We start from the raw sequence: 19,044 nt of genomic DNA on the forward strand, positions 1-19,044 counted from the left end.
CTTCAGGCCGGGTCTTCGGCTGCCAGCGCCGCCAGCACGTCGGCAAAGCTCGTCCTGCAGGCAAAACCCAGCCTGTCCCTCGCCCGCGACGCGTCATAGATCCGGTCGATCGAGGAAAACATCGTCCAGCCCTTCCTCGCGTAGAGAGCGGGAAATTCAGGAAAATACCGCGCCACCACGGGCGGCGCGTCCCTGATCAACGCCTCGCAATCTTCGGGTTGGAACGGCGTCGGCGCACAGACGATGAAGGTATCGAAGCCGAGCTCCGGTGCCTTCTCCAAGGCGGCGACATGCGCCTGCGCCGCGTCCTCCACCATCAGCCGCCGAAACAGCAGTTCGTTCGCCTTGGTGTTGGCGTCCGACTGCTCGATGGCATGCGCCATGTCGTCGGCCTCGGGGAAGAAACGTGCCGTGCGCAGCACCACCACCGGCAGGCCGTGCTGGAGGTGGTAGAGACGGCAGAGATGCTCGGCGGATAGCTTGGTGACGCCATAGATGTTGCGCGGCTCGGGCGACATCGCTTCCGTCAGCCACGCCGCCTTGCGCGCACCGCCCTTGAAGCCGTCGCGTATCGCCTGCGAGATCATCAGCGAGGTCGTTGACGTGAAGACGAAGCGTTGCACATTGGCCGCCACCGCCGCGTCGAGCAGGTTTAGCGTGCCTTGCACGTTGGCCGCGATGAAATCGCTGTTGGCGTGGCTGTCTATGTTGGGCTTGTGCAGCGCGCCGCTGTGAATAATGGCCTCTATCCGGTTTTCTCCGACGGCACGCATGACGAGGTCACGGTCGGCAATCGAACCGACGATCCGCGTTTCGGCCGATGGAACGGGATCGAGGCCGGTCACGTCATGTCCAAGCTCACGCAGGAGTGGCGCCAGCGCGCTGCCCAGCCAACCCGACGATCCCGTAAGCAAGATTCGCATGCGTCACACCATGAGTTTTGACCGAGACGCTGTTAAGCACGGATGACAGGCGCCAGCGACCCGGTAAGTTATGCGCCAGGCGGCGGCAGCGCCGTTCCAGACAAAACAGGGAATTCTTTGATGATCCTTCGCTCATTGATCGCCGCCCTTGGTCTCCTCTGCTGTACTTTGCCCGCCCTTGCCGACGGACAAGTGCAAAAACTGATCACGCCTGCCGATAAGGCGCGGCTCGACAAATATGGCGACACCCGCAAGGCGGCGCTCGCCGAAGCAAAGGCGGCCAACCCCGCCGAGCTCAAGCAGCTCGACACGCTGTTGGCCAAGCCGCTGGTCGCCTTCTCCGACAAGGATCTCACCGGCAACTGGCGGTGCCGCACGATCAAGGTCGGCGGACTGAGCCCGCTCGTTGTCTATGGCTGGTTCAAATGCAGGGTCACCGATGATGGCTCCGGCTGGCGGCTGGAAAAGATCAGCGGTTCTCAGCGCACCCAGGGCCGCTTCTTCGACGACGGCGACAAGCGCTCGATCTATCTTGGCTCCGGCTCCGTCAACGACGATCGGGCAAAGCCCTATGGCAGCGGCCCGCAGACCGACCAGGTTGGTTACGCCTTCCGAAACAGCGCCAAGGAATGGCGCATCGAGTTCCCCGCGCCCTACTATGAATCGAAGCTCGACATCATGGAGTTCAAGCGCTGACCAAGTCTTCATGCGCTGACCGGGGTCTTCATGGGTTGGTAAGGCTTCCGGCATACCAAGGATTAACCCGCCCGCCCTAAGGTCCGGCCACATCAGCCGGTCCTTGGAGCACGGAAAGATCAATGGCAGCGTCGCAACCAAATCCGCGACCTATTGTGGTCGTCACCGGTGGCGGCGCGCATGTCTGGGCCATGATCAACGACCTCGCCGACCGCGTCGGCCCTGTCAGCGTCATCCTCGAAACCCCTGAATCTAAAAAGCAATTGCTGCGGGGCCGCGCCCGACGCCAGGGCTGGATCTCTGCCATCGGCCAGCTCGGCACGATGGTGCTGAGCAGGCTCGGCAAACGGCTTAATGTCAAACACGCCGCCCGGTTGATTGCCGAGCAGAAGCTTGAAACGGAACCGCGGCAAGGCCAGGTCATCATCCATGTGGCATCCGCCAACGGGCCGGAATGTCTGCAGGCAATCGAGACGATCAAGCCCGGCGTCGTGCTGCTGAACGGCTGCCGGCTGATTTCCAGGGAGATGCTGGCCAAAATGCCGTGTCCGGTGCTCAACTATCATGCCGGCATCACCCCGAAATATCGCGGCATGAATGGCGGCTATTGGGCGTTGACCTCAGGCGATCCGCAGAATTTCGGCACCACCGTCCATCTGGTCGATGCGGGCGTCGACACTGGTGGCGTGCTGAAGCAGGTGCGCGGCAAGCCGAAACAAGGTGACACCATCTCAAGCTATGCGCTGCGCCAGGCGGCGTTTTCGCGCGACATCTGCGTCGAGGCGGTCAGCGACGCGCTGGCCGGAAAACTTGCAACGTTCGATCCAGGGCTGCCATCGAAGCAGTGGTACCACCCGACGATCTGGTTCTACGTCTGGACAGGGCTGAGAACCGGCATTTGGTAACGCATCCAGTGTCCGGAACAGCGCAAATTCCGCCGCCATTACCGCTGCAGTGACCCCGTCACGGCATGGGTCGCAAACGAATAAACGCACCTTTCATTTTACGACATCCAAATGCGTCGCTTTTGAATGCGCGCGCGTCGTCCCATAACAAGCGGGCCAACTGCGCTTGCGGCAATGCTCGGGGATCGAGGAGCGAGAATTCATGGCCGATCTTATCGTCGTCTACTGGCGCGACATTCCTGCCCAGGTCATCGTCAAGAAGGGCCGGCAGAACGCCAAGCGCGAACTGCCGTTGCGCTTCACCGAGGCGATCGACATGTGCGCCATGCGCACCGGCGCCGGCGGCACGGACGACTATCTGGCCGAATGGCGCAAGGCTGATCCAGTTCCGGTCGGTGACGATCTCGAAGCCGAGGTCGAAAAGGCTTTCAACGAGATCGACGCGAAATACGACCGCGAGCGGCTGGTCGCTCTGGTCAAGGCCGGCGGCAAAGAAAATGTCTGAAACCACTCCCGTCAGCAAGGAAGGCGTGGCCATTACGCAGGCCACTCAGGTCAAGAAGGCGGCGCCGAAGTCCGACTACAAGCCGGCCGATGTCTCGCCGCAGCGGCGCGTACAGCGCTCCTTCGCGATACGGCTGTGGTCGATCAGGCATTCGCGCTTGCTCGAATGGTTTTACGCCCGCTTCGCCGACACCTTCTTGCTGCTGCACCCGTTGTGGAAGGGTATCGGCTATGGCCGCGTCGAGGCTCCAATCAAGTTCGTCGAAAAGCGCGTAAAAGGCTTCATGTTCGACTGCCGCATGTGCGGTCAGTGCATCCTGTCCTCGACCGGCATGTCTTGCCCGATGAACTGCCCCAAGCAGTTGCGCAACGGCCCTTGCGGCGGCGTGCGCGCCAACGGCAATTGCGAGGTCGAACCCGATATGCCCTGCGTCTGGGTCAAGGCCTGGGAAGGTTCGCAGAACATGGTCAACTCCGACAGGATCCTCACCGTGCAGAAGCCGGTCGACCAGTCGTTGCGCGAAACCTCTGCCTGGCTGAGGGTGACCGCGCAGGCCGCGGCAGCCCGTGACGCCGCCGCTGCCGCGAAGACCGGAGCCTCCGCGTGACCGGCCGCCAGCTCGACGAAAATCCGGCCGGCATCCATTTGCCGCTCGATCCCCTGCCCGGCCACACCTCGCGCGGCCGGCTGGAGCGCGTGCTCAGGCGCGGCGAGTTTGCGGTGACGACCGAACTGAACCCGCCCGACAGCGCCGATCCGGAGGATGTCTACAACCGTGCGAAGATCTTCGACGGCTGGGTCGACGCCATCAACGCCGTCGATGCGTCCGGCGCCAATTGCCATATGTCGTCGGTCGGCATCTGTGCGCTTCTGACCCGCATGGGCTACGCCCCGATCATGCAGATCGCCTGCCGCGACAAGAACCGCATCGCCATCCAGGGCGACGTGCTGGGCGGCGCCGCGATGGGCGTCGCCAACATGCTGTGCCTGACCGGCGACGGCGTGCAGGCCGGCGACCAGCCGGGCGCCAAGCCGGTGTTCGACCTCGATTCCATGTCGCTGTTGGAGACCTGCCGCATCATGCGAGACAACGGCAAGTTTCTGTCCGGCCGCAAGCTGACGACGCCGCCGCAGCTATTCCTGGGCGCTGCCGTCAATCCGTTCGCGCCGCCTTTCGACTTTCGCCCGATCCATCTCGGCAAGAAGATCGCCGCCGGCGCGCAATTCGTGCAGACGCAGTATTGCTTCGACGTGCCGATGTTCAAGACCTTCATGCAGAAGGCACGTGATCTCGGCCACACCGAGAAAGTGTTCATCCTGTGTGGCGTCGGCCCTCTCGCTTCCGCCAAGACGGCAAAATGGATCCGCTCCAACGTGCCGGGCATCCATATCCCTGACGCTATCATCAAGCGGCTGGAAGGTGCCCAGGACCAGAAGAAGGAAGGCAAGCAGCTCTGCACCGACATCATCAACGAGGTGAAGGAAATTCCCGGTGTCTCCGGCATCCATGTGATGGCCTATCGCCAGGAGGAATATGTCGCCGAGATCGTCGATGAATCGGGCGTGCTGAAGGGCCGCCAGCCGTGGAAGCGCGAGATCCGCCGCGACGACCAGATGGTCGCCGACCGGCTGGACCGCATCCTGCACGACGACATTACCGAAACCCAGGTGGACATGGTGAAGACCGCGCATTGACTTCCGCGGAGAGCGACCATTCGCTTGATCGACAAGAGATAACGATATAAAGAACTCTTTATATCACGACGGAGAGATTTCATGACCCGGACCATCGTCGCCTCGGCGACACGAGAAATCATCATCGGCTTCGACCAGCCTTTCTGCGTGATTGGCGAACGCATCAACCCGACCGGCCGCAAGAAGCTCGCTGCCGAAATGGTGGTTGGCAATTTCGAGACCGTCATCAAGGACGCGCTGGAGCAGGCCGCCTGCGGCGCCACCATGCTCGACGTCAATGCCGGCGTCACCTCGGTCAACCCGAACGAAACCGAACCTGGCCTTCTGGTGCAGACGCTGGAGATCGTCCAGGGCCTGGTCGATCTGCCGCTGTCGATCGACAGTTCCGTCACCGCCGCGATCGAGGCCGCGCTGAAAGTCGCCAAGGGCCGCCCGTTGGTCAATTCTGTCACCGGCGAGGAGGAAAAGCTCGAGGCCATCCTGCCGCTGATCAAGAAATACAATGTGCCGGTCGTCGCCATCTCCAACGACGAGACCGGCATTTCGATGGATCCGGACGTGCGCTTTGCCGTCGCCAAGAAGATCGTGCAGCGCTGCGCCGATTTCGGCATCCCGGCGCATGACGTCGTCGTCGATCCGCTGGTGATGCCGATCGGCGCGCTGGGCGATGCCGGCCGCCAGGTGTTCGCCCTGCTGCGTCGGCTCCGCGAAGAGCTCAAGGTCAACACCACCTGCGGCCTCTCCAACATCTCCTTCGGCCTGCCGCACCGCCATGGCATCAACGCCGCCTTCATCCCGATGGTGATCGGCGCCGGCATGACCTCGGCGATCATGAACCCGGTGCGCCCGCAGGAAATGGAAGCGGTGCGCGGCGCCAACGTGCTGAACGGCACCGACGAGAACTGCACCAAATGGATCAAGACCTACAAGGATTACAAGCCGGCCGAAGGCGGCCAGGCGGTGGCGGCGCCGACAGCGGTCAATGCGCCGGGCGAAGGCGGCGGCAATGGCGGCCGCCGACGCGGTGGCCGTGAAGCCCGCATGGGCCGGGGATAAGCGCGCAATCGTGAACTCGCCTGCAAACATAACCGATCCGCTCGTGCTGTTCATGCCGTCAGGCAAGCGCGGGCGGTTCCCTGTCGGCACGCCCGTGCTCGACGCCGCGCGCCAGCTCGGCGTCTATGTCGAGAGCGTGTGCGGCGGACGCGCCACTTGCGGGCGCTGCCAGATCGAGGTGCAGGCAGGCAATTTCGCCAAGCACAAGATCACCTCCTCAAACGACCACATATCGCCCAAAGGCCCTAAGGAAGAGCGCTATGAACGTGTGCGCGGCCTGCCTGAACGGCGCCGCCTCTCCTGCTCCGCCCAGATTCTCGGCGATCTCGTCATTGACGTGCCGCAGGACACGGTCATCAACGCCCAGACCATCCGCAAGGATGCCGACACCAGGGTCATCGCCCGCGATTCCGCGATCCGCATGTGCTACGTCGAGATCGAAGAACCAGACATGCACAAGCCGCTTGGCGATCTCGACCGCCTGAAGATCGCCCTGATGAAGGACTGGAACCTCAAAAGCCTGGACTTCGATTTTTATCTGCTGCCGCAGGTGCAAGGTATTTTGCGCAAGGGCAACTGGACGGCGACCGCCGCCATCTACAAGGATACGAACACCGAGACTGCGCGCGTCATCGCGCTGTGGCCGGGCCTCAAGAACGAGGCCTATGGCCTGGCCTGCGACATCGGCTCGACCACCATCGCCATGCATCTTGTGTCGCTGCTGTCGGGCCGCGTCGCCGCCTCGTCCGGAACGTCGAACCCGCAGATCCGCTTCGGCGAGGATCTGATGAGCCGCGTCTCCTATGTGATGATGAACCCGGATGGCCGCGAAGGCATGACGGTTGCCGTCCGCGAGGCAATCTCCGGCCTCGTCGACAAGGTTTGCGCGGAAGGCAATGTCCAGCGCAACGACATCCTGGATTCCGTCTTCGTCGGCAATCCGATCATGCATCACCTGTTCCTCGGCATCGATCCGACCGAACTCGGTGGCGCGCCCTTCGCGCTTGCCGTCTCGGGCGCCGTTCGCATCAAGGCCTCCGACATCGGGCTGAAGCTCAACCAGGGCGCACGGCTCTATATGTTGCCTTGCATCGCCGGTCATGTCGGCGCCGACGCGGCGGCCGTGACCCTGTCCGAAGGCCCGCACCGCCAGGACGAGATGATGCTGATCGTGGACGTCGGCACCAATGCCGAGATCGTACTCGGAAACCGTACACGGGTAGTCGCTGCTTCCTCGCCTACCGGTCCGGCTTTCGAAGGCGCCGAAATCTCCGGTGGCCAGCGGGCTGCGCCCGGCGCCATCGAGCGCGTGCGCATCGATCCAGACACGCTGGAGCCGAAATACCGCGTCATCGGCTCGGAACTGTGGTCCGACGAGCCCGGCTTCCTCGACAGCGTGCAGGCGACCGGCGTCACCGGCATTTGCGGCTCTGGCATCATCGAGATCGTCGCCGAAATGTATCTCGCCGGCATCATCTCCGAGGATGGTGTCGTCGACGGATCGCTTGCCGCGCGCTCGCCGCGCGTCGTCGCCAACGGCCGCACCTTCTCTTACGTGCTGAAGGAAGGCGAACCCAAGATCACCATCACCCAGACAGACGTGCGTGCCATTCAGTTGGCCAAGGCGGCGCTCTATGCCGGCACCAAGCTGCTGATGGAAAAACAGAACACCGAGCATGTCGACCGCATCCACTTCGCCGGTGCCTTCGGCTCCTTCATCGATCCAAAATACGCCATGGTGCTAGGTCTCATCCCCGATTGCGACCTCGACAAGGTTTCGGCCGTGGGCAACGCCGCCGGCGCGGGTGCTCGCATGGCGCTGCTCAATCGCGGCTATCGCCGCGAGATCGAGGAGACGGTGAGCCAGATCGAAAAGATCGAGACGGCGCTCGAGCCGAAATTCCAGGAGCACTTCGTCTACGCCATGGCGCTGCCCAACAAGGTCGACCCGTTCCCGAAACTGGCGGCGGCGGTGAAGCTGCCACCGCGCAAGACGGTGAGCGAGGATGGCATCGCCGGAGATGCAGCACCGCGCCGGCGCTCCCGCGAAGGCCATGCTGCTCGGCGCAGCCGCGAATAGACGCGCCGGCCACTCCCTCGATTTATTTGTATGCAAATGTTTCCGGATCGTCCGATCCGGAAACCGAAACGCTGTTTTCGCGAAATCCAGCAGATACATGCACAGCGCATTTACCCGCACATCGAACGGCGGCTGAGGACAGTCCTTGGCCATCGCCGTTCTTCAAGGGAGATGACAATGACGATGTTCGAAAATTTCGGCCGCTTGGGTGTGGTCATCAGGCAAGCCCACGCCAGGAACAAATCGATCCGCGCGCTGAACAGCTTGCCGGCGCATGTCCAGAAGGACATCGGCTGGCCGGCATCGCCGCCGAACGATCCGCAGGCCACACTCGCCTCGCTGCTGCTAGGCTCCACGCGGTGACGACGTTCGCCGACAAATACAAATTGCTCGGCGTCCACCGGGGATCCCACACATCCCCGATGGCCACCAGCAACCGATTGCGCACGGCACTTTTGCCGCGGCGCCGACGACGCGCGGATCACACCAGCGTGTGGGCACGCCGTAAATCTTGACATTCTCGGCCAAGGCACGATCTTCGTTACAAGGGGGAGTTCTCTTAGTCGGCTGCAGCCGAAGTTCGTGTATTCGCATGCCAAGTTTGAAAAGCCACGTTGTGTCCTTCGTGCTCAGGCACAGCCGCAAGCAAGCCTTTTCCAGCCCGGAAAACCTGCAGCGCTGGATCGTCGCCGCGCGCAAGACGGAGGATCACCATCCGCCGGCCGCGCTGCATCAGCGTTTCGAAATCCAGACGCGCAGCGTGGACGGTTTTCCGGTCTACGAAATCGCCCCCAAGGCCGGAGAGCACAAGCGGATACTCTACCTGCATGGCGGCGCTTATGTCTTTGAGATCACGCCCTATCACTGGTATCTGATCGCCGACATGGCCGACCGGCTGGGCTACGGCATCACCGTGCCGATCTACCCCATCGCCCCGGAACACGATTTCCACGCCATGTTCGGCATGGTCGGCGCTGTCTACCGCCAGATGCTCGATGAGACAGAGGCGGAAGATATCGTCTTCATGGGCGATTCCGCCGGCGGCAACATGGCCGTGGTGCTGACCATGATGGCGGCGGACGAGGGTTTGCCGGTGCCGTCGCGCCATGTGCTGATTTCACCCGGCCTCGACGTCTCGCTCGCGAACCCCGAAGTGTTTGAGGCGGAGCGGAATGATCCATGGTTGGGCATCGCCGGCGGGCGTGAGGCAATCCGGCTCTATAGTGCCGGATTGGATCCGACAGACTGGCGTATCAGCCCGGTCTATGGCGATCTGTCGGTATTGCCGAAGACACTGCTCCTGACGGGCTCCCGCGATCTTCTCACGCCCGACAATCTCATCTTTGCACAAAAAGCCAGCGCCGCCGGTGTCGAGGTGGAGCTGATCTACGAGGAAGGCATGTTCCACGTCTGGCCGCTGATTGACATGCCGGAAGCGCGGCGCGCGCGTCAGCACATCGTCGCGTTTCTCACGGACGACGCCTACACTCGGGCTGAAAGGGAAACGGTCAAGTCGTCGACCAAAGCTTCATCCCAGCACACCAACCATTTCGGCCAGACGATCAATCGGCTCGGCGAACGTGACGAGATCGCCGAGCATTGAAACTCGGCCCCACGACATCGATCAGAACTTGCCGGTTTCCCTGAACACTTCGAAGGTCGCGCGGATGTGGTCGGCGACGGCCTTGACCGGCGCGCTGGCGTCCGGCGCCACCACCATGGCAAGATTGTAAGTGCCGATATCGGGCATTCCGTCCTTAGGGCAGAGTTCGACCATGTCGTTACCCAGGAACGATCTCGGCAGCGGCGCGACCGCGAGGTCGGCCATGATCGCGGCGCGCTGGCCTGCGGTATGGGCACTCATATAAGCGACGCGATAGTTGCGGCCCTCGCGGCCCAATGCCTCGAGCGCGCCGGCCCGCCAGGCACAGCCCTCTTCCCAAAGCGAAACCGGCAGCGGTTCGCGCAGATGCGCGCAGCCGCCCTTGGCGCCGGCCCACACGATCGGCTCGGTCAACAGCACCTCGGCGCCGAGCGCGCTGGTCTTGTACGAATTGGTCAACAGCGTGATGTCGAGCGCCCGGTCATCCATGCGCCGGCGCAGATTGCTGCTCTGGTCGATGGTGACGTCGACGGCGATCGAGGGATGCGACTGCGCGAAACGCTTCAACACATGCGGCAGCACGCGCTCGCCATAGTCGTCAGGTGAGCCGAGCCGCACCACCCCGACAATATCGGGGATGATGAACTTCGACACCACCTCGCGGTTGATCGACAAAAGCCGCCGGGCATAGCCGAGCAGCATTTCGCCGTCCGTGGTCAGCGTCACCGAACGCGCGTCGCGCGCGAACACCGAGCGGCCGAGAATATCCTCCAGCTTCTTGATCTGCATGGAGACGGCCGACGGCGTCCGAAACACCGCATTGGCCGCGGTGGTGAAGCTGCCGGTCTCGGCAATCGCCACGAAGGTGCGCAAAACGTCGAGGTCGAGCAGCGGCAGCGGGTGATTGAGTGGGGCGTTCATGACGATCGACCTTCAATTTTTCTGATACAAAACATCATTCCATTTCGTTTGATTGAACATCAGACCGGGAGCATAGTCAACTCCATCGAAGCAGCATGCTGCCAAAAGCGGCCACGAAACGACCACGGCGCAGACCTGCATCGACGTGAAATGAAGCTGAAACAGACCTGACGTAACGCATTGCCGGCGCTTGCCGTGCCGTAGCAAAGGAGATCGAAATGTCTATCCTATCGTCCCTCGGCCGCATCGCGACCGAATTCAACGCGGCCCGCACCCGCTACCAGACCGAACGCGCCATCCGTTCACTGCCGATCGAGCTGCAGAAGGATATCGGCTGGCCGGAAGCTTCCGACGCCAAGACCGGCATTCGCAGCGGCGTCGGATCCTGGGCTGGAGCAAAGTAAATCGTGTGTACCCCGTGCTGAAGGCCTGCCGCGCAGCCCGCCCGGCAGGCCTTCTCTATTTTATTTGTATTCAAACGAATTCATGAGCCATGCCGCCGCTGCATGGCGCATATGAGCAAGCCGCATAGCAGCTCGATTTTTTGATTAACTCTTTGTAAATATTCATAAATCCTAGGCATATTGCTCGTAGCTTGCCAAAATATGTCGCATCCGGTGTCGCTTTTCATATCAAGCGCTTCGCTTTTGCGATTTAGTTCCTGCTCACACAAGCCTATATCACCGTCAGCAAACGAGCTGCCCCACTCCATCAAGCGAAGGCGACCCGTTTAGAGCGACGTGCGTCCTATTGGACGCACAAAGTACGCTCTAACACTTTGAGTCTGCGCATCGTGCTTTCCGAAAATCAATTCGATTTTCGGGCCAATGCGCGAGCAACCGATTGGAGATGATCATGAAGCTTTTTGCCCGCCTCTTCGCCCGCCGCGAAATGAACCTGACCACCGCTCTCGAGCGTCAGCGTCTTGCCAACACCATGCCCGGCCAGACCGGCGCCATGGCCGCGGCACGTCTCGGCTTCGTCGCCTGAACGAGCGCGGTTCCAGGAAAACCGTATTTTCCCGGCCGGAACTGCGTAGAAATCGAAAATATAAGACACCTCCAGAGCCGCGCCCCTGCCGCGGCTTCAGGGTTGACTGCCGCCGCCTCGGTCCGCCGAGGCGGCGTTTATTTTGTTGCGCTTCCATCGCCTTTCACAACCTGACGGTGGCCTGGTTCGAGCAGCACCGCGCGGCGATTGCCCATTTGCGACCCATGTCGCAAATTTAATCTTCCCAAAGCCGTCTAGACGATTGACAGGAATGGTTTTTCCTGATGACGCTATGCTATTCGCGACATCCTGTTCGCGTCATGGCCAGATGAGGTTCCCCGTGAACGCCGTCAAGCATCCGATCAAGCGATCGTTTGTGTTCTTCCTTATCCCCGATTTCACCATGATCGCTTTTGCGACAGCGCTCGACCCGCTGCGCTCGGCCAATCGGATGCTCGGCTACGAGGCCTATCGCTGGCGCCTCGCCAGCATCGACGGCAAGCCGGTGCGCGCCTCGAACGGCGTCGAGTGTGCGGTCAACACCTCGCTGGAGGAGGAACGCAAGAAGATGGCGGGGCCGGATCGCCCCAATATGGCCATCGTCTGCAGCGGCACCAATGTCGAGCGCTACCAGAACAAGTCCGCCTTTGCCTGGCTGCGCGAGGAATACAATCGCGGCGTCGCCGTCGGCGGCCTGTGCACCGGTGCACATATCCTCGCCGCCGCCGGGCTCCTGTCCAACAAGCGCTGTGCCATCCATTGGGAAAACCTGCCCGGTTTTTCCGAAGCGTTCCCGAAGGCCAATGTCTTTGCCGACCTGTTCGAGATCGACCAGAACATCTACACCTGCGCCGGCGGCACCGCCGCGCTCGACATGATGCTGAAGCTGATCGGCGACGATTTCGACGAGAACCTCGTCAACCGCGTGTGCGAGCAGGTGCTGACCGATCGTGTGCGCAGTCCGACCGACCGCCAGCGCCTGCCGCTGCGCGCCCGCCTCGGCGTGCAGAACTCGAAAGTGCTGACCATCATCGAGCTGATGGAGGCCAATCTGTCCGAGCCGCTGTCGCTGATCGAGATCGCCGACCATGTCGACCTGTCGCGCCGCCAGATCGAGCGCCTGTTCCGCACCGAGATGGGACGGTCGCCTGCCCGTTACTACCTCGAAATCCGCCTCGACCGCGCCCGGCATCTCTTGATCCAATCGTCGCTGCCGGTGGTCGAGGTGGCGGTCGCCTGCGGCTTCGTCTCGGCCTCGCATTTCTCGAAATGTTACCGCGAGCTCTACGCCCGCTCGCCGCAGCAGGAACGCGTCGACCGCAAGCAATTGCTGGCGGCCTGATCCCGATCAGGTCTCGGCCGACCGCACTTGCGCCGTCCGCATCGCCTCGACGCGGATGTCCTCGGTCAGCCGCGCCTTCAACGCCGAGAATTCGGCACTGGTCTTCAGCGTGTAGTGCCTGGGATGCGGCAGGTCGATGGAGACATCCGACTTGATGCGGCCGGGCCGCGCCGTCATCACGATCACGCGCGAGGCCATGAAGATCGCCTCCTCAATGTCGTGGGTGACGAACAGCACCGTTTTCTTGCGCCGTTCCCATATGCCGAGCAGCAATTCCTGCATCAGCCCGCGTGTCTGGTTGTCCAGCGCCCCGAACGGCTCGTCCAGCAACAGGATTTCGGGATCGTTGGCTAGCGCCCGGGCAATCGCCGTGCGCTGCTGCATGCCCCCTGAAAGCTGTTTCGGCCAATGGTTCTCGAACCCCTTCAGCCCGACGAGATCGACATAGGAAGCGACAATGTCGTCCCGCTCCTTTTCGGCCATCCCCCGTTCGCGCAGGCCGAAGCCTATGTTTTCGGCGACCGTCAGCCATGGAAACAGCGTGTAGGACTGGAAGACCATACCGCGGTCCGGCCCGGGCCGCGTCACCGTCTTGCCGTCTAGCCGAACGCGGCCTTCGCTTGGCGCCTCCAAGCCGGCGACGATCCTCAACAGTGTCGACTTTCCGCAACCGGACGGCCCCAAAACGGTGATGAAGTCGTTGGCCGCCACCGCCAGGTCGATTGGCATCAGCGCCTTGACGGGTTCTCCACCCCGCACGCCGGCAAAGGTTCGCGAGACACCCTCGATAAGAAGCTTGCTCACGCCAGGCTCCATGGAAAGAGCCAGCGGTTGAACGCCTTGAACGCAAAATCGGACAACAGCCCGATCAGGCCGATGACGATGATGCCGAAGATGATCTGCCCGGTCGCCAGCCGCGACTGGCTGTTGATGATCATGTAACCGATGCCCGACGATGAGCCGATCAATTCGGCCACGATGACATAGGTCCATGCCCAGCCGAGCACCAGCCGTAGCGTCTCGGCGATCTCGGGCGCATTGGCCGGCATGATGACCCGCCTGACGATGCCATTGTTGGTCGAGCCCAGCGTATAAGCGGCCTCGACCAGGTCGCGCCGCGTGGCCCCAACCTTGACGGCAATGATCAGGATGATCTGGAACACCGAGCCGACGAAGATGACGAGCAGTTTTTCCAGCTCGCCAATGCCGGCCCACAGGATGAGCAGCGGAATGAAGGCCGACGCCGGCAGATAGCGGGCGAAGGAGACGAAGGGCTCCAGAAACGCTTCCACCGGCTTCCAGGCGCCCATGGCGATGCCGAGCGGTACCGCGACGACCGAGGCCAGCACAAAGCCGCCGAAGACCCGCCAGATGGTGATCAGTATGTCGAGCCAGAAACGATCCTCGACCAGCAGCCGCCAGCCATCCCGCAGCATCGACAGCGGATCGGCGAGGAAGATACGGTTGACGTGGCCGCCAAGCGTGATCCAAGCCCAGAAGGCCACGAACAGCACGAAGAAGGAGATACCGAGCACTGTTCGCAGGCTCGGAGAGACAGGATGCAAGGGGCGCATCTTCGTCCTTTGTCAGCGGCAAGGCGGCGGCGCTCTGCGCCACCGCACGGTGCCCAGGGGTTGAACCGTCAATTCGCCACGGCGCTGGTGTCGGCCAGAGTGGCGACGTCGGGTGCCTCCTTGATCAGCCCCATCTGCAGCAGCAGATCGCCGGCGGTCTTGGAAAAGTCCTGAAATTCCTTGGTGAAGAACTGCTTGTTCTCGGCCTTGTCGGCCCATTTCAGGTACTTTGCCGAATCCTCGAATTCCTTGGCCGACTGTTTCACGTCGGCGCCCATGATCTCATAGGATTTCTGCGGCTCCTTCTTGATCATGTCGAGGGCGTCGAAATAGCTGTCGGCAAGCGCCTTGGCGGCGTCGGGATTGGCCTTGAGGAATTCAGGCGTGCAGCCGACCGTGTCGAGAACCATCGGATAGTCGAGCGTGGTCGCCAGGATATGGCCCTGGTCGGCCTTGTCGCGCACGGCCGAGATGAAGGGCTCGTAGGTGACGGCCGCATCGTTCTGGCCGGCGAGGAAGGCTTGCGCCGCCGCGTCGGGTTCGAGATTGACGACCGTGACATCCTTGGTCGACATGCCGTTCTTGTTCAGCACCCAGGCCAGCAGGAAGTAGGGCGACGTTCCAGGCGCCGAGGAAGCGACGGTCTTGCCCTTGAGATCGGCGACCGTCTTGATGTCGTTGCGCACCACGATGCCGTCGGCGCCATAGGATTTGTCGAGCTGGAAAATCTGCTTGGTGGTCACCCCGCTGGCGTTCCAGACCAGCCAGGTCTCGACCGTGGTGGCGGCGCATTGCAGGTCGCCGCTGGCGATGGCGAGCGGACGGCTGGCCTGCGGCACCTTCTTCAAGGTCACGTCGAGCCCATGCTTCTCGAACAGCCCTGCCTGCTTGGCGAGTGTCAGCGGCGCGAATCCGGTCCATCCGCTGATGCCGATGGTGAGCGATGTGGCGGCCATCGCCGGCGCGGACAAGCCCGCGGCAAGTGTCAATGTCGCGGCAAGGACGACTATTCTGTTCATATCGGTTCCCCTTTTGTTTTTCTGCGGGAAATTGTTCACAGAGGCCGACGGGCTTGTCAATCAACAGGACCGTGTTTGCGCGCAAAGCAGCCGGCAACCCGGCTTGGGATTGCGCTATCTGGCGTCGGGCATCCAGTTGCGGTTGCGCCACATTTTCTCGCCGACCTGGCAGTCGGCGATGGGCTTGTCCTGCGCCAGCACCACTGGCGGATGATCCGCCTCCTCCGCCGCCCATTGCCGTGACGCCGGGCCGGCAAGCTCCAGCACCAGCTTGCGGCGGATGGCTTCGGGAAATTGCGTCCAGTCGTTGACCGGGATCATGAAGGCGCCGGGACCGCCGATGACGCAGTCGCTGTAGTAGCGATCGAGATCGTTGACGTCATAGACGCCGGAAAAGCCGCCTCGGGTCATCAGCGGCAGGCCGTTGATGACTATGCCTTGCCTGACCGCCCCGTCGCGGGCGAGATTGACCGGCGCGCCCTGGTTGTTTGGCCCGTCGCCCGAAATGTCGATGACGCGCTTGGTTCCCTGGTAGCCGCTTTCGGCGAAAAGGTCGCTGCCGAACTCCAGCGCGCCGGAGATCGAGGTGCGCCGCGCGCTGTTGGGCGGCTGAGCCGACAATTGCGCCACCACCCGCTCCGCATCGGCCCGGGTCGCGATCGCTGTCCACGGCACGATGACGCGTTGCCAGTTGGTGCCGGCCCATTCGACATAGGTGACGGCGATCTTGCCATAGGCGCCATCGGTAATCGCCTGCAGCACATTGTCGTGCGTCAGCGCCGCCGCGTAGCCATGACGCTGGATCTCGAGCTCGTCGGCCGACATCGACAGCGACACGTCCACCGCCAGCACCAGTTCGACATCCACCGGCTCGTCTGCGCGAGACATTGTCGTCGGCCAGAGCGTCAGCGCCAGCGCGACGACGCTCGAAAGCAGATGTCTTGCAGTGCCAAAACCAGACATGCCGCGAGGGTAAGCCAGAATCGACAGCTGAAAAAGAGAAAAGCCCGACCTGGGCCGGGCTCATCCAAAACACGCGCGAGATTCTTGGCGGAAGGCTCAGCTCCGCGGCTTGAGATTCTCCGGGTCGTAAAGCGGCTTGTAGCCGACGCTGGCGACCTCGACCGGATAGGTCTCGCCAAAATACTCCACGTCGAGCTTGCGGCCTTCCTGGGCATAGGCCCAGGGCAGATAGGCGAGCGCGATGTTCTTGCCGATGGTCGGACCATAGGCCACCGAGGTGGTGAACGACCGGCGGCCGAGTTCGTCGACCAGTGTTTCCCCGCTCTCGGGGTCCATCACCGGCATGATGCCGACGGGATAGCGGGCGACACCCCTGGAATCCCTGTTCTCGGTCATCACCAGCGTGCATAGCATCGCCGGCTGGTGCGCGCGCTCACGATACTCCAAGTGCTTGGCCTTGCCGCAGAAATCGTTCTCCTTGACCTTCGGGCGGGCGAGATCGGCTTCCAGCAGATTATACTCGGTCAAGAGGTCGGCGTTCTGCAGCCGCAGGCTCTTCTCCATGCGGCGCGTATTGGCGTAGGTCTCGACGCCGAATGGCATGACACCGGTGGAGCGCAGCGCGTCCCAGACGGCGAGACCATCCTCGTAGCGCATATGCAGTTCCCAGCCCTGCTCGCCGACATAGGAAATACGGAACGCCGTAACGTCCTTGCCGCCGATCCGGACCGGCTTGATCGCCGCGAACGGAAAATTCTCCGGCGAAAGCCCATCCGGGTTCTCGACCACCTTTTGCAACGTCGTGCGGGCATTCGGCCCCCAGATGCCGATGGTGACGTACTTCTCGGTCACGTCGGTGATGGTGACGTCGAACCCCTTGTCCTGGGCCGTGCGGCGCATGTACTGGTAGTCGCGCGGCCCGGCGTCGGCGCCGTCGATCAGCCGACAGCGGTCGGCCATGCGGATCACCGTGAAGTCGGCGCGCACCATGCCTTGCTCATCGAGGAAGTGGGTGTAGATGCCCTTGCCGATGTTGTTGTCGCCGCCGATCTTGGCCGCGCACAGCCATTCCAGCAGCGCGACATGGTCGGGTCCTTCGATGTCATACATCGAGAAATGCGAGAGGTTGACGATACCGCAATCCTCGCTCATCGCCAGATGCTCGGCGTTGGAGACGCGCCAGAAATGGCGGTTGTCCCATTCGTTCTCGCGCACCGGCACGCGGTTTCCATACTTCTCAAGCAGATGCTCGTTGGCGGCATAGCCGTGCGCACGCTCCCAGCCGCCCAGCTCCATGAAATAACCGCCGAGTTCCTTTTCACGCTCCCAGAACGGCGAGCGCCTGATGTTGCGGGCCTTGGAGAAGGGTTCGCGCGGATGCACCGCCGGGTTGTAGACCTTCATCGCCGTCTCGGTGCAGCGATCCCAGATGAATTGTTCCTTGGTCTGGTGCGGATAGAAGCGCGCATAGTCGATGGCGTGGTGGTCGATCGCGGTGCGGCCATCCGTCATCCAGTCGGCGATCAGCTTGCCCATGCCAGGGCCGTCCTTGACCCAGATGGCGACGGCGTACCACAGGCCCCTCACCTTCTGGCTCTCGCCCATGGACGGGCCGCCATCGGCCGTCACCTGCAGCAGCCCGTTGAAGGAATGGCTCTCGTTATAGCCGAGTTCGCCCAGGATCGGCGTCAGTTCCATGGCGCGTTCGAGCGGCGCCAGGATCTGCTCCATGTCGAGATCGCGCTGCGACGGCGACAGTCGTGCCTGGTCCTTCTCCAGCAGGTCGCGCGGATGGCAGAGGCGCGGATTGGTCTCTTCGTAGTAACCCCATTCGATCTGGCCGCCCTCGGCGGTCTTGGGGTCGCCGGTGTCGCGCATATAGGCCGAGTTGCCCTGGTCGCGCAGCAGAGGCCAACCGATCTCCTTGCCGGTGCCGGCGAACTCGGTATACGGGCCGAAGAAGGTCAGCGGATGGTCAATCGGCATGACCGGCAGGTCCTCGCCGACCATCTCGGCGATCAGCCGGCCCCAGATGCCGGCGCAGACGATGACATAGTCGGCCTCGATCGTGCCGCGGTCGGTCACCACGGCACTGATGCGGCCGTCCTTGACCACGAGCGACTTCGCCGGCGTGTTGGCGAAGGATTTGAGCTTGCCGGACGCTTCCGCCTGGTCGACCAGCTTGCCGGCAACGGTCTGCGAGCGCGGAATGACGAGGCCTGCGTCCGGATCCCACAGGCCGCCCTGCACCAGATCCTGTTCGATGAGCGGGAATTTTTCCTTGATCTCGGCGGGGTCGATCAAACGGGCGCGCGTCCCGAAAGCCTTGGCCGAGGCGATCTTTCGCTTGATCTCATCCATGCGGCCGTCGTCGCCGACACGGGCGACCTCGAGGCCGCCGACGCGCGCGTAATGACCCATCTTCTCGTAGAAATCGATGGAATAGAGCGTCGTCCAGCACGACAGGAAATCGTGGCTGGTGGTGTAGCAAAAGTCGGAAGCGTGCGCGGTCGAGCCGATATCGGTCGGGATGCCCGACTTGTCGATGCCGACAATGTCGTCCCAGCCGCGCTCGATCAGATGATGGGCGATCGATGCGCCGACAATGCCGCCGAGGCCAATGATGACGACCTTCGCCTTTTTCGGAAACTCTGCCATTGCCCGCGACTCCAGAATGCTGTTGCGGGCGGCGTCGGCGCCCGTCTGATCGGCGCACAATATGCAGGCGACGGGGACGGCGCTACCGCCTGTTTGCGACACGCCTCGGATGCC

At 62.5% G+C, this 19,044-nt stretch carries 19 protein-coding genes; 12 read left to right on the forward strand and 7 right to left on the reverse strand.

Annotated elements, in window-relative coordinates; translation table 11 throughout:
• Positions 1-2: 2 nt before the first annotated feature.
• Positions 3-923 carry an NAD-dependent epimerase/dehydratase family protein gene (locus tag LB524_RS00640; RefSeq protein WP_224523152.1) on the reverse strand — a complete coding sequence of 307 codons (921 nt, stop codon included), beginning with the start codon at positions 921-923 and terminating at the stop codon, positions 3-5.
• Positions 924-1,043: 120 nt separating this feature from the next.
• Here LB524_RS00640 and LB524_RS00645 point away from each other — a divergent pair, with 120 nt between their 5' ends.
• The 9 genes from LB524_RS00645 to LB524_RS00685 all read left to right on the forward strand — a co-directional run bounded on the left by LB524_RS00645 (position 1,044) and on the right by LB524_RS00685 (position 9,463).
• Complete coding sequence (locus tag LB524_RS00645) at positions 1,044-1,619, forward strand: DUF4893 domain-containing protein (RefSeq protein ID WP_015317425.1); 576 nt, start codon at positions 1,044-1,046, stop codon at positions 1,617-1,619.
• A gap of 122 nt (positions 1,620-1,741) precedes the next feature.
• The gene (locus LB524_RS00650; RefSeq protein WP_224523154.1) at positions 1,742-2,524 is read left to right on the forward strand and encodes a formyl transferase; all 783 of its coding nucleotides are present in this window, start codon (positions 1,742-1,744) and stop codon (positions 2,522-2,524) included.
• A gap of 202 nt (positions 2,525-2,726) precedes the next feature.
• Entirely contained in the window at positions 2,727-3,029 is a 303-nt protein-coding gene (locus tag LB524_RS00655; protein ID WP_015317423.1) for a virulence factor, read from the forward strand.
• On the forward strand, positions 3,022-3,636 hold the full coding sequence (locus LB524_RS00660) for a methylenetetrahydrofolate reductase C-terminal domain-containing protein (RefSeq protein WP_224523155.1): 615 nt from the start codon (positions 3,022-3,024) through the stop codon (positions 3,634-3,636). The genes LB524_RS00655 and LB524_RS00660 overlap by 8 nt, the downstream gene beginning before the upstream one ends.
• The gene (locus LB524_RS00665) at positions 3,633-4,724 is read left to right on the forward strand and encodes a methylenetetrahydrofolate reductase (protein WP_015317421.1); all 1,092 of its coding nucleotides are present in this window, start codon (positions 3,633-3,635) and stop codon (positions 4,722-4,724) included. Before LB524_RS00660 ends, LB524_RS00665 begins: the two co-directional genes overlap by 4 nt.
• 81 nt (positions 4,725-4,805) lie before the next feature.
• A complete protein-coding gene (locus LB524_RS00670) occupies positions 4,806-5,780 on the forward strand; it encodes a methyltetrahydrofolate cobalamin methyltransferase (RefSeq protein WP_140723911.1) in 975 nt (324 codons plus the stop codon).
• Entirely contained in the window at positions 5,731-7,860 is a 2,130-nt protein-coding gene (locus LB524_RS00675; RefSeq protein WP_224523156.1) for an ASKHA domain-containing protein, read from the forward strand. The genes LB524_RS00670 and LB524_RS00675 overlap by 50 nt, the downstream gene beginning before the upstream one ends.
• Before the next feature lie 177 nt (positions 7,861-8,037).
• Positions 8,038-8,223 (forward strand): hypothetical protein, encoded by a 186-nt coding sequence (locus tag LB524_RS00680; protein WP_224523157.1) that lies wholly within the window; start codon positions 8,038-8,040, stop codon positions 8,221-8,223.
• A 229-nt stretch (positions 8,224-8,452) separates the two neighbouring features.
• Positions 8,453-9,463, forward strand: a complete 1,011-nt coding sequence (locus tag LB524_RS00685; RefSeq protein WP_224523466.1) for an alpha/beta hydrolase — start codon at positions 8,453-8,455, stop codon at positions 9,461-9,463.
• A gap of 21 nt (positions 9,464-9,484) precedes the next feature.
• Here the strand turns inward: LB524_RS00685 and LB524_RS00690 are convergent, their stop codons facing one another.
• The gene (locus LB524_RS00690; RefSeq protein ID WP_015317416.1) at positions 9,485-10,384 is read right to left on the reverse strand and encodes a LysR substrate-binding domain-containing protein; all 900 of its coding nucleotides are present in this window, start codon (positions 10,382-10,384) and stop codon (positions 9,485-9,487) included.
• A gap of 218 nt (positions 10,385-10,602) precedes the next feature.
• Between LB524_RS00690 and LB524_RS00695 the strand changes: the two genes are divergently transcribed.
• The 3 genes from LB524_RS00695 to LB524_RS00700 all read left to right on the forward strand — a co-directional run bounded on the left by LB524_RS00695 (position 10,603) and on the right by LB524_RS00700 (position 12,716).
• Positions 10,603-10,788, forward strand: coding sequence for a hypothetical protein (locus LB524_RS00695; protein ID WP_140615918.1), 186 nt, complete (start codon positions 10,603-10,605; stop codon positions 10,786-10,788).
• Between the two features lie 451 nt (positions 10,789-11,239).
• On the forward strand, positions 11,240-11,374 hold the full coding sequence (locus tag LB524_RS28755; protein WP_013894968.1) for a hypothetical protein: 135 nt from the start codon (positions 11,240-11,242) through the stop codon (positions 11,372-11,374).
• 328 nt (positions 11,375-11,702) lie between these two features.
• Positions 11,703-12,716 carry a GlxA family transcriptional regulator gene (locus LB524_RS00700; protein WP_263484891.1) on the forward strand — a complete coding sequence of 338 codons (1,014 nt, stop codon included), beginning with the start codon at positions 11,703-11,705 and terminating at the stop codon, positions 12,714-12,716.
• A 6-nt stretch (positions 12,717-12,722) separates the two neighbouring features.
• Here LB524_RS00700 and LB524_RS00705 read toward each other — a convergent pair whose 3' ends face one another.
• The 5 genes from LB524_RS00705 to LB524_RS00725 all read right to left on the reverse strand — a co-directional run bounded on the left by LB524_RS00705 (position 12,723) and on the right by LB524_RS00725 (position 18,930).
• Positions 12,723-13,520: an ABC transporter ATP-binding protein gene (locus LB524_RS00705; RefSeq protein WP_140714835.1), complete on the reverse strand. Its 798-nt coding sequence runs from the start codon at positions 13,518-13,520 to the stop codon at positions 12,723-12,725.
• On the reverse strand, positions 13,517-14,290 hold the full coding sequence (locus LB524_RS00710; RefSeq protein ID WP_015317412.1) for an ABC transporter permease: 774 nt from the start codon (positions 14,288-14,290) through the stop codon (positions 13,517-13,519). The genes LB524_RS00705 and LB524_RS00710 overlap by 4 nt, the downstream gene beginning before the upstream one ends.
• Positions 14,291-14,358: 68 nt before the next feature.
• On the reverse strand, positions 14,359-15,309 hold the full coding sequence (locus LB524_RS00715; RefSeq protein WP_224523158.1) for an ABC transporter substrate-binding protein: 951 nt from the start codon (positions 15,307-15,309) through the stop codon (positions 14,359-14,361).
• Positions 15,310-15,423: 114 nt separating this feature from the next.
• Positions 15,424-16,272, reverse strand: a complete 849-nt coding sequence (locus tag LB524_RS00720; protein WP_224523159.1) for a DUF1194 domain-containing protein — start codon at positions 16,270-16,272, stop codon at positions 15,424-15,426.
• A gap of 96 nt (positions 16,273-16,368) precedes the next feature.
• On the reverse strand, positions 16,369-18,930 hold the full coding sequence (locus LB524_RS00725; RefSeq protein ID WP_224523160.1) for an FAD-dependent oxidoreductase: 2,562 nt from the start codon (positions 18,928-18,930) through the stop codon (positions 16,369-16,371).
• Between the last annotated feature and the right edge of the window lie 114 nt (positions 18,931-19,044).

The sequence above is a fragment of the Mesorhizobium sp. ESP6-5 genome, from assembly GCF_020164695.1.
GTDB lineage: Bacteria > Pseudomonadota > Alphaproteobacteria > Rhizobiales > Rhizobiaceae > Mesorhizobium > Mesorhizobium australicum.

Bases quoted from the DNA above. Each gene is read 5' to 3' on its own strand.
- LB524_RS00720 (WP_224523159.1), bottom strand. From the start codon at position 16,272: ATGTCTGGTTTTGGCACTGCAAGACATCTGCTTTCGAGCGTCGTCGCG.
- LB524_RS00700 (WP_263484891.1), top strand. From the start codon at position 11,703: ATGAGGTTCCCCGTGAACGCCGTCAAGCATCCGATCAAGCGATCGTTT.
- LB524_RS00695 (WP_140615918.1), top strand. From the start codon at position 10,603: ATGTCTATCCTATCGTCCCTCGGCCGCATCGCGACCGAATTCAACGCG.
- LB524_RS00690 (WP_015317416.1), bottom strand. From the start codon at position 10,384: ATGAACGCCCCACTCAATCACCCGCTGCCGCTGCTCGACCTCGACGTT.
- LB524_RS00710 (WP_015317412.1), bottom strand. From the start codon at position 14,290: ATGCGCCCCTTGCATCCTGTCTCTCCGAGCCTGCGAACAGTGCTCGGT.
- LB524_RS00645 (WP_015317425.1), top strand. From the start codon at position 1,044: ATGATCCTTCGCTCATTGATCGCCGCCCTTGGTCTCCTCTGCTGTACT.
- LB524_RS00715 (WP_224523158.1), bottom strand. From the start codon at position 15,309: ATGAACAGAATAGTCGTCCTTGCCGCGACATTGACACTTGCCGCGGGC.
- LB524_RS00650 (WP_224523154.1), top strand. From the start codon at position 1,742: ATGGCAGCGTCGCAACCAAATCCGCGACCTATTGTGGTCGTCACCGGT.
- LB524_RS28755 (WP_013894968.1), top strand. From the start codon at position 11,240: ATGAAGCTTTTTGCCCGCCTCTTCGCCCGCCGCGAAATGAACCTGACC.
- LB524_RS00725 (WP_224523160.1), bottom strand. From the start codon at position 18,930: ATGGCAGAGTTTCCGAAAAAGGCGAAGGTCGTCATCATTGGCCTCGGC.
- LB524_RS00685 (WP_224523466.1), top strand. From the start codon at position 8,453: ATGCCAAGTTTGAAAAGCCACGTTGTGTCCTTCGTGCTCAGGCACAGC.
- LB524_RS00680 (WP_224523157.1), top strand. From the start codon at position 8,038: ATGACGATGTTCGAAAATTTCGGCCGCTTGGGTGTGGTCATCAGGCAA.
- LB524_RS00655 (WP_015317423.1), top strand. From the start codon at position 2,727: ATGGCCGATCTTATCGTCGTCTACTGGCGCGACATTCCTGCCCAGGTC.
- LB524_RS00675 (WP_224523156.1), top strand. From the start codon at position 5,731: ATGGCGGCCGCCGACGCGGTGGCCGTGAAGCCCGCATGGGCCGGGGAT.
- LB524_RS00670 (WP_140723911.1), top strand. From the start codon at position 4,806: ATGACCCGGACCATCGTCGCCTCGGCGACACGAGAAATCATCATCGGC.
- LB524_RS00640 (WP_224523152.1), bottom strand. From the start codon at position 923: ATGCGAATCTTGCTTACGGGATCGTCGGGTTGGCTGGGCAGCGCGCTG.
- LB524_RS00660 (WP_224523155.1), top strand. From the start codon at position 3,022: ATGTCTGAAACCACTCCCGTCAGCAAGGAAGGCGTGGCCATTACGCAG.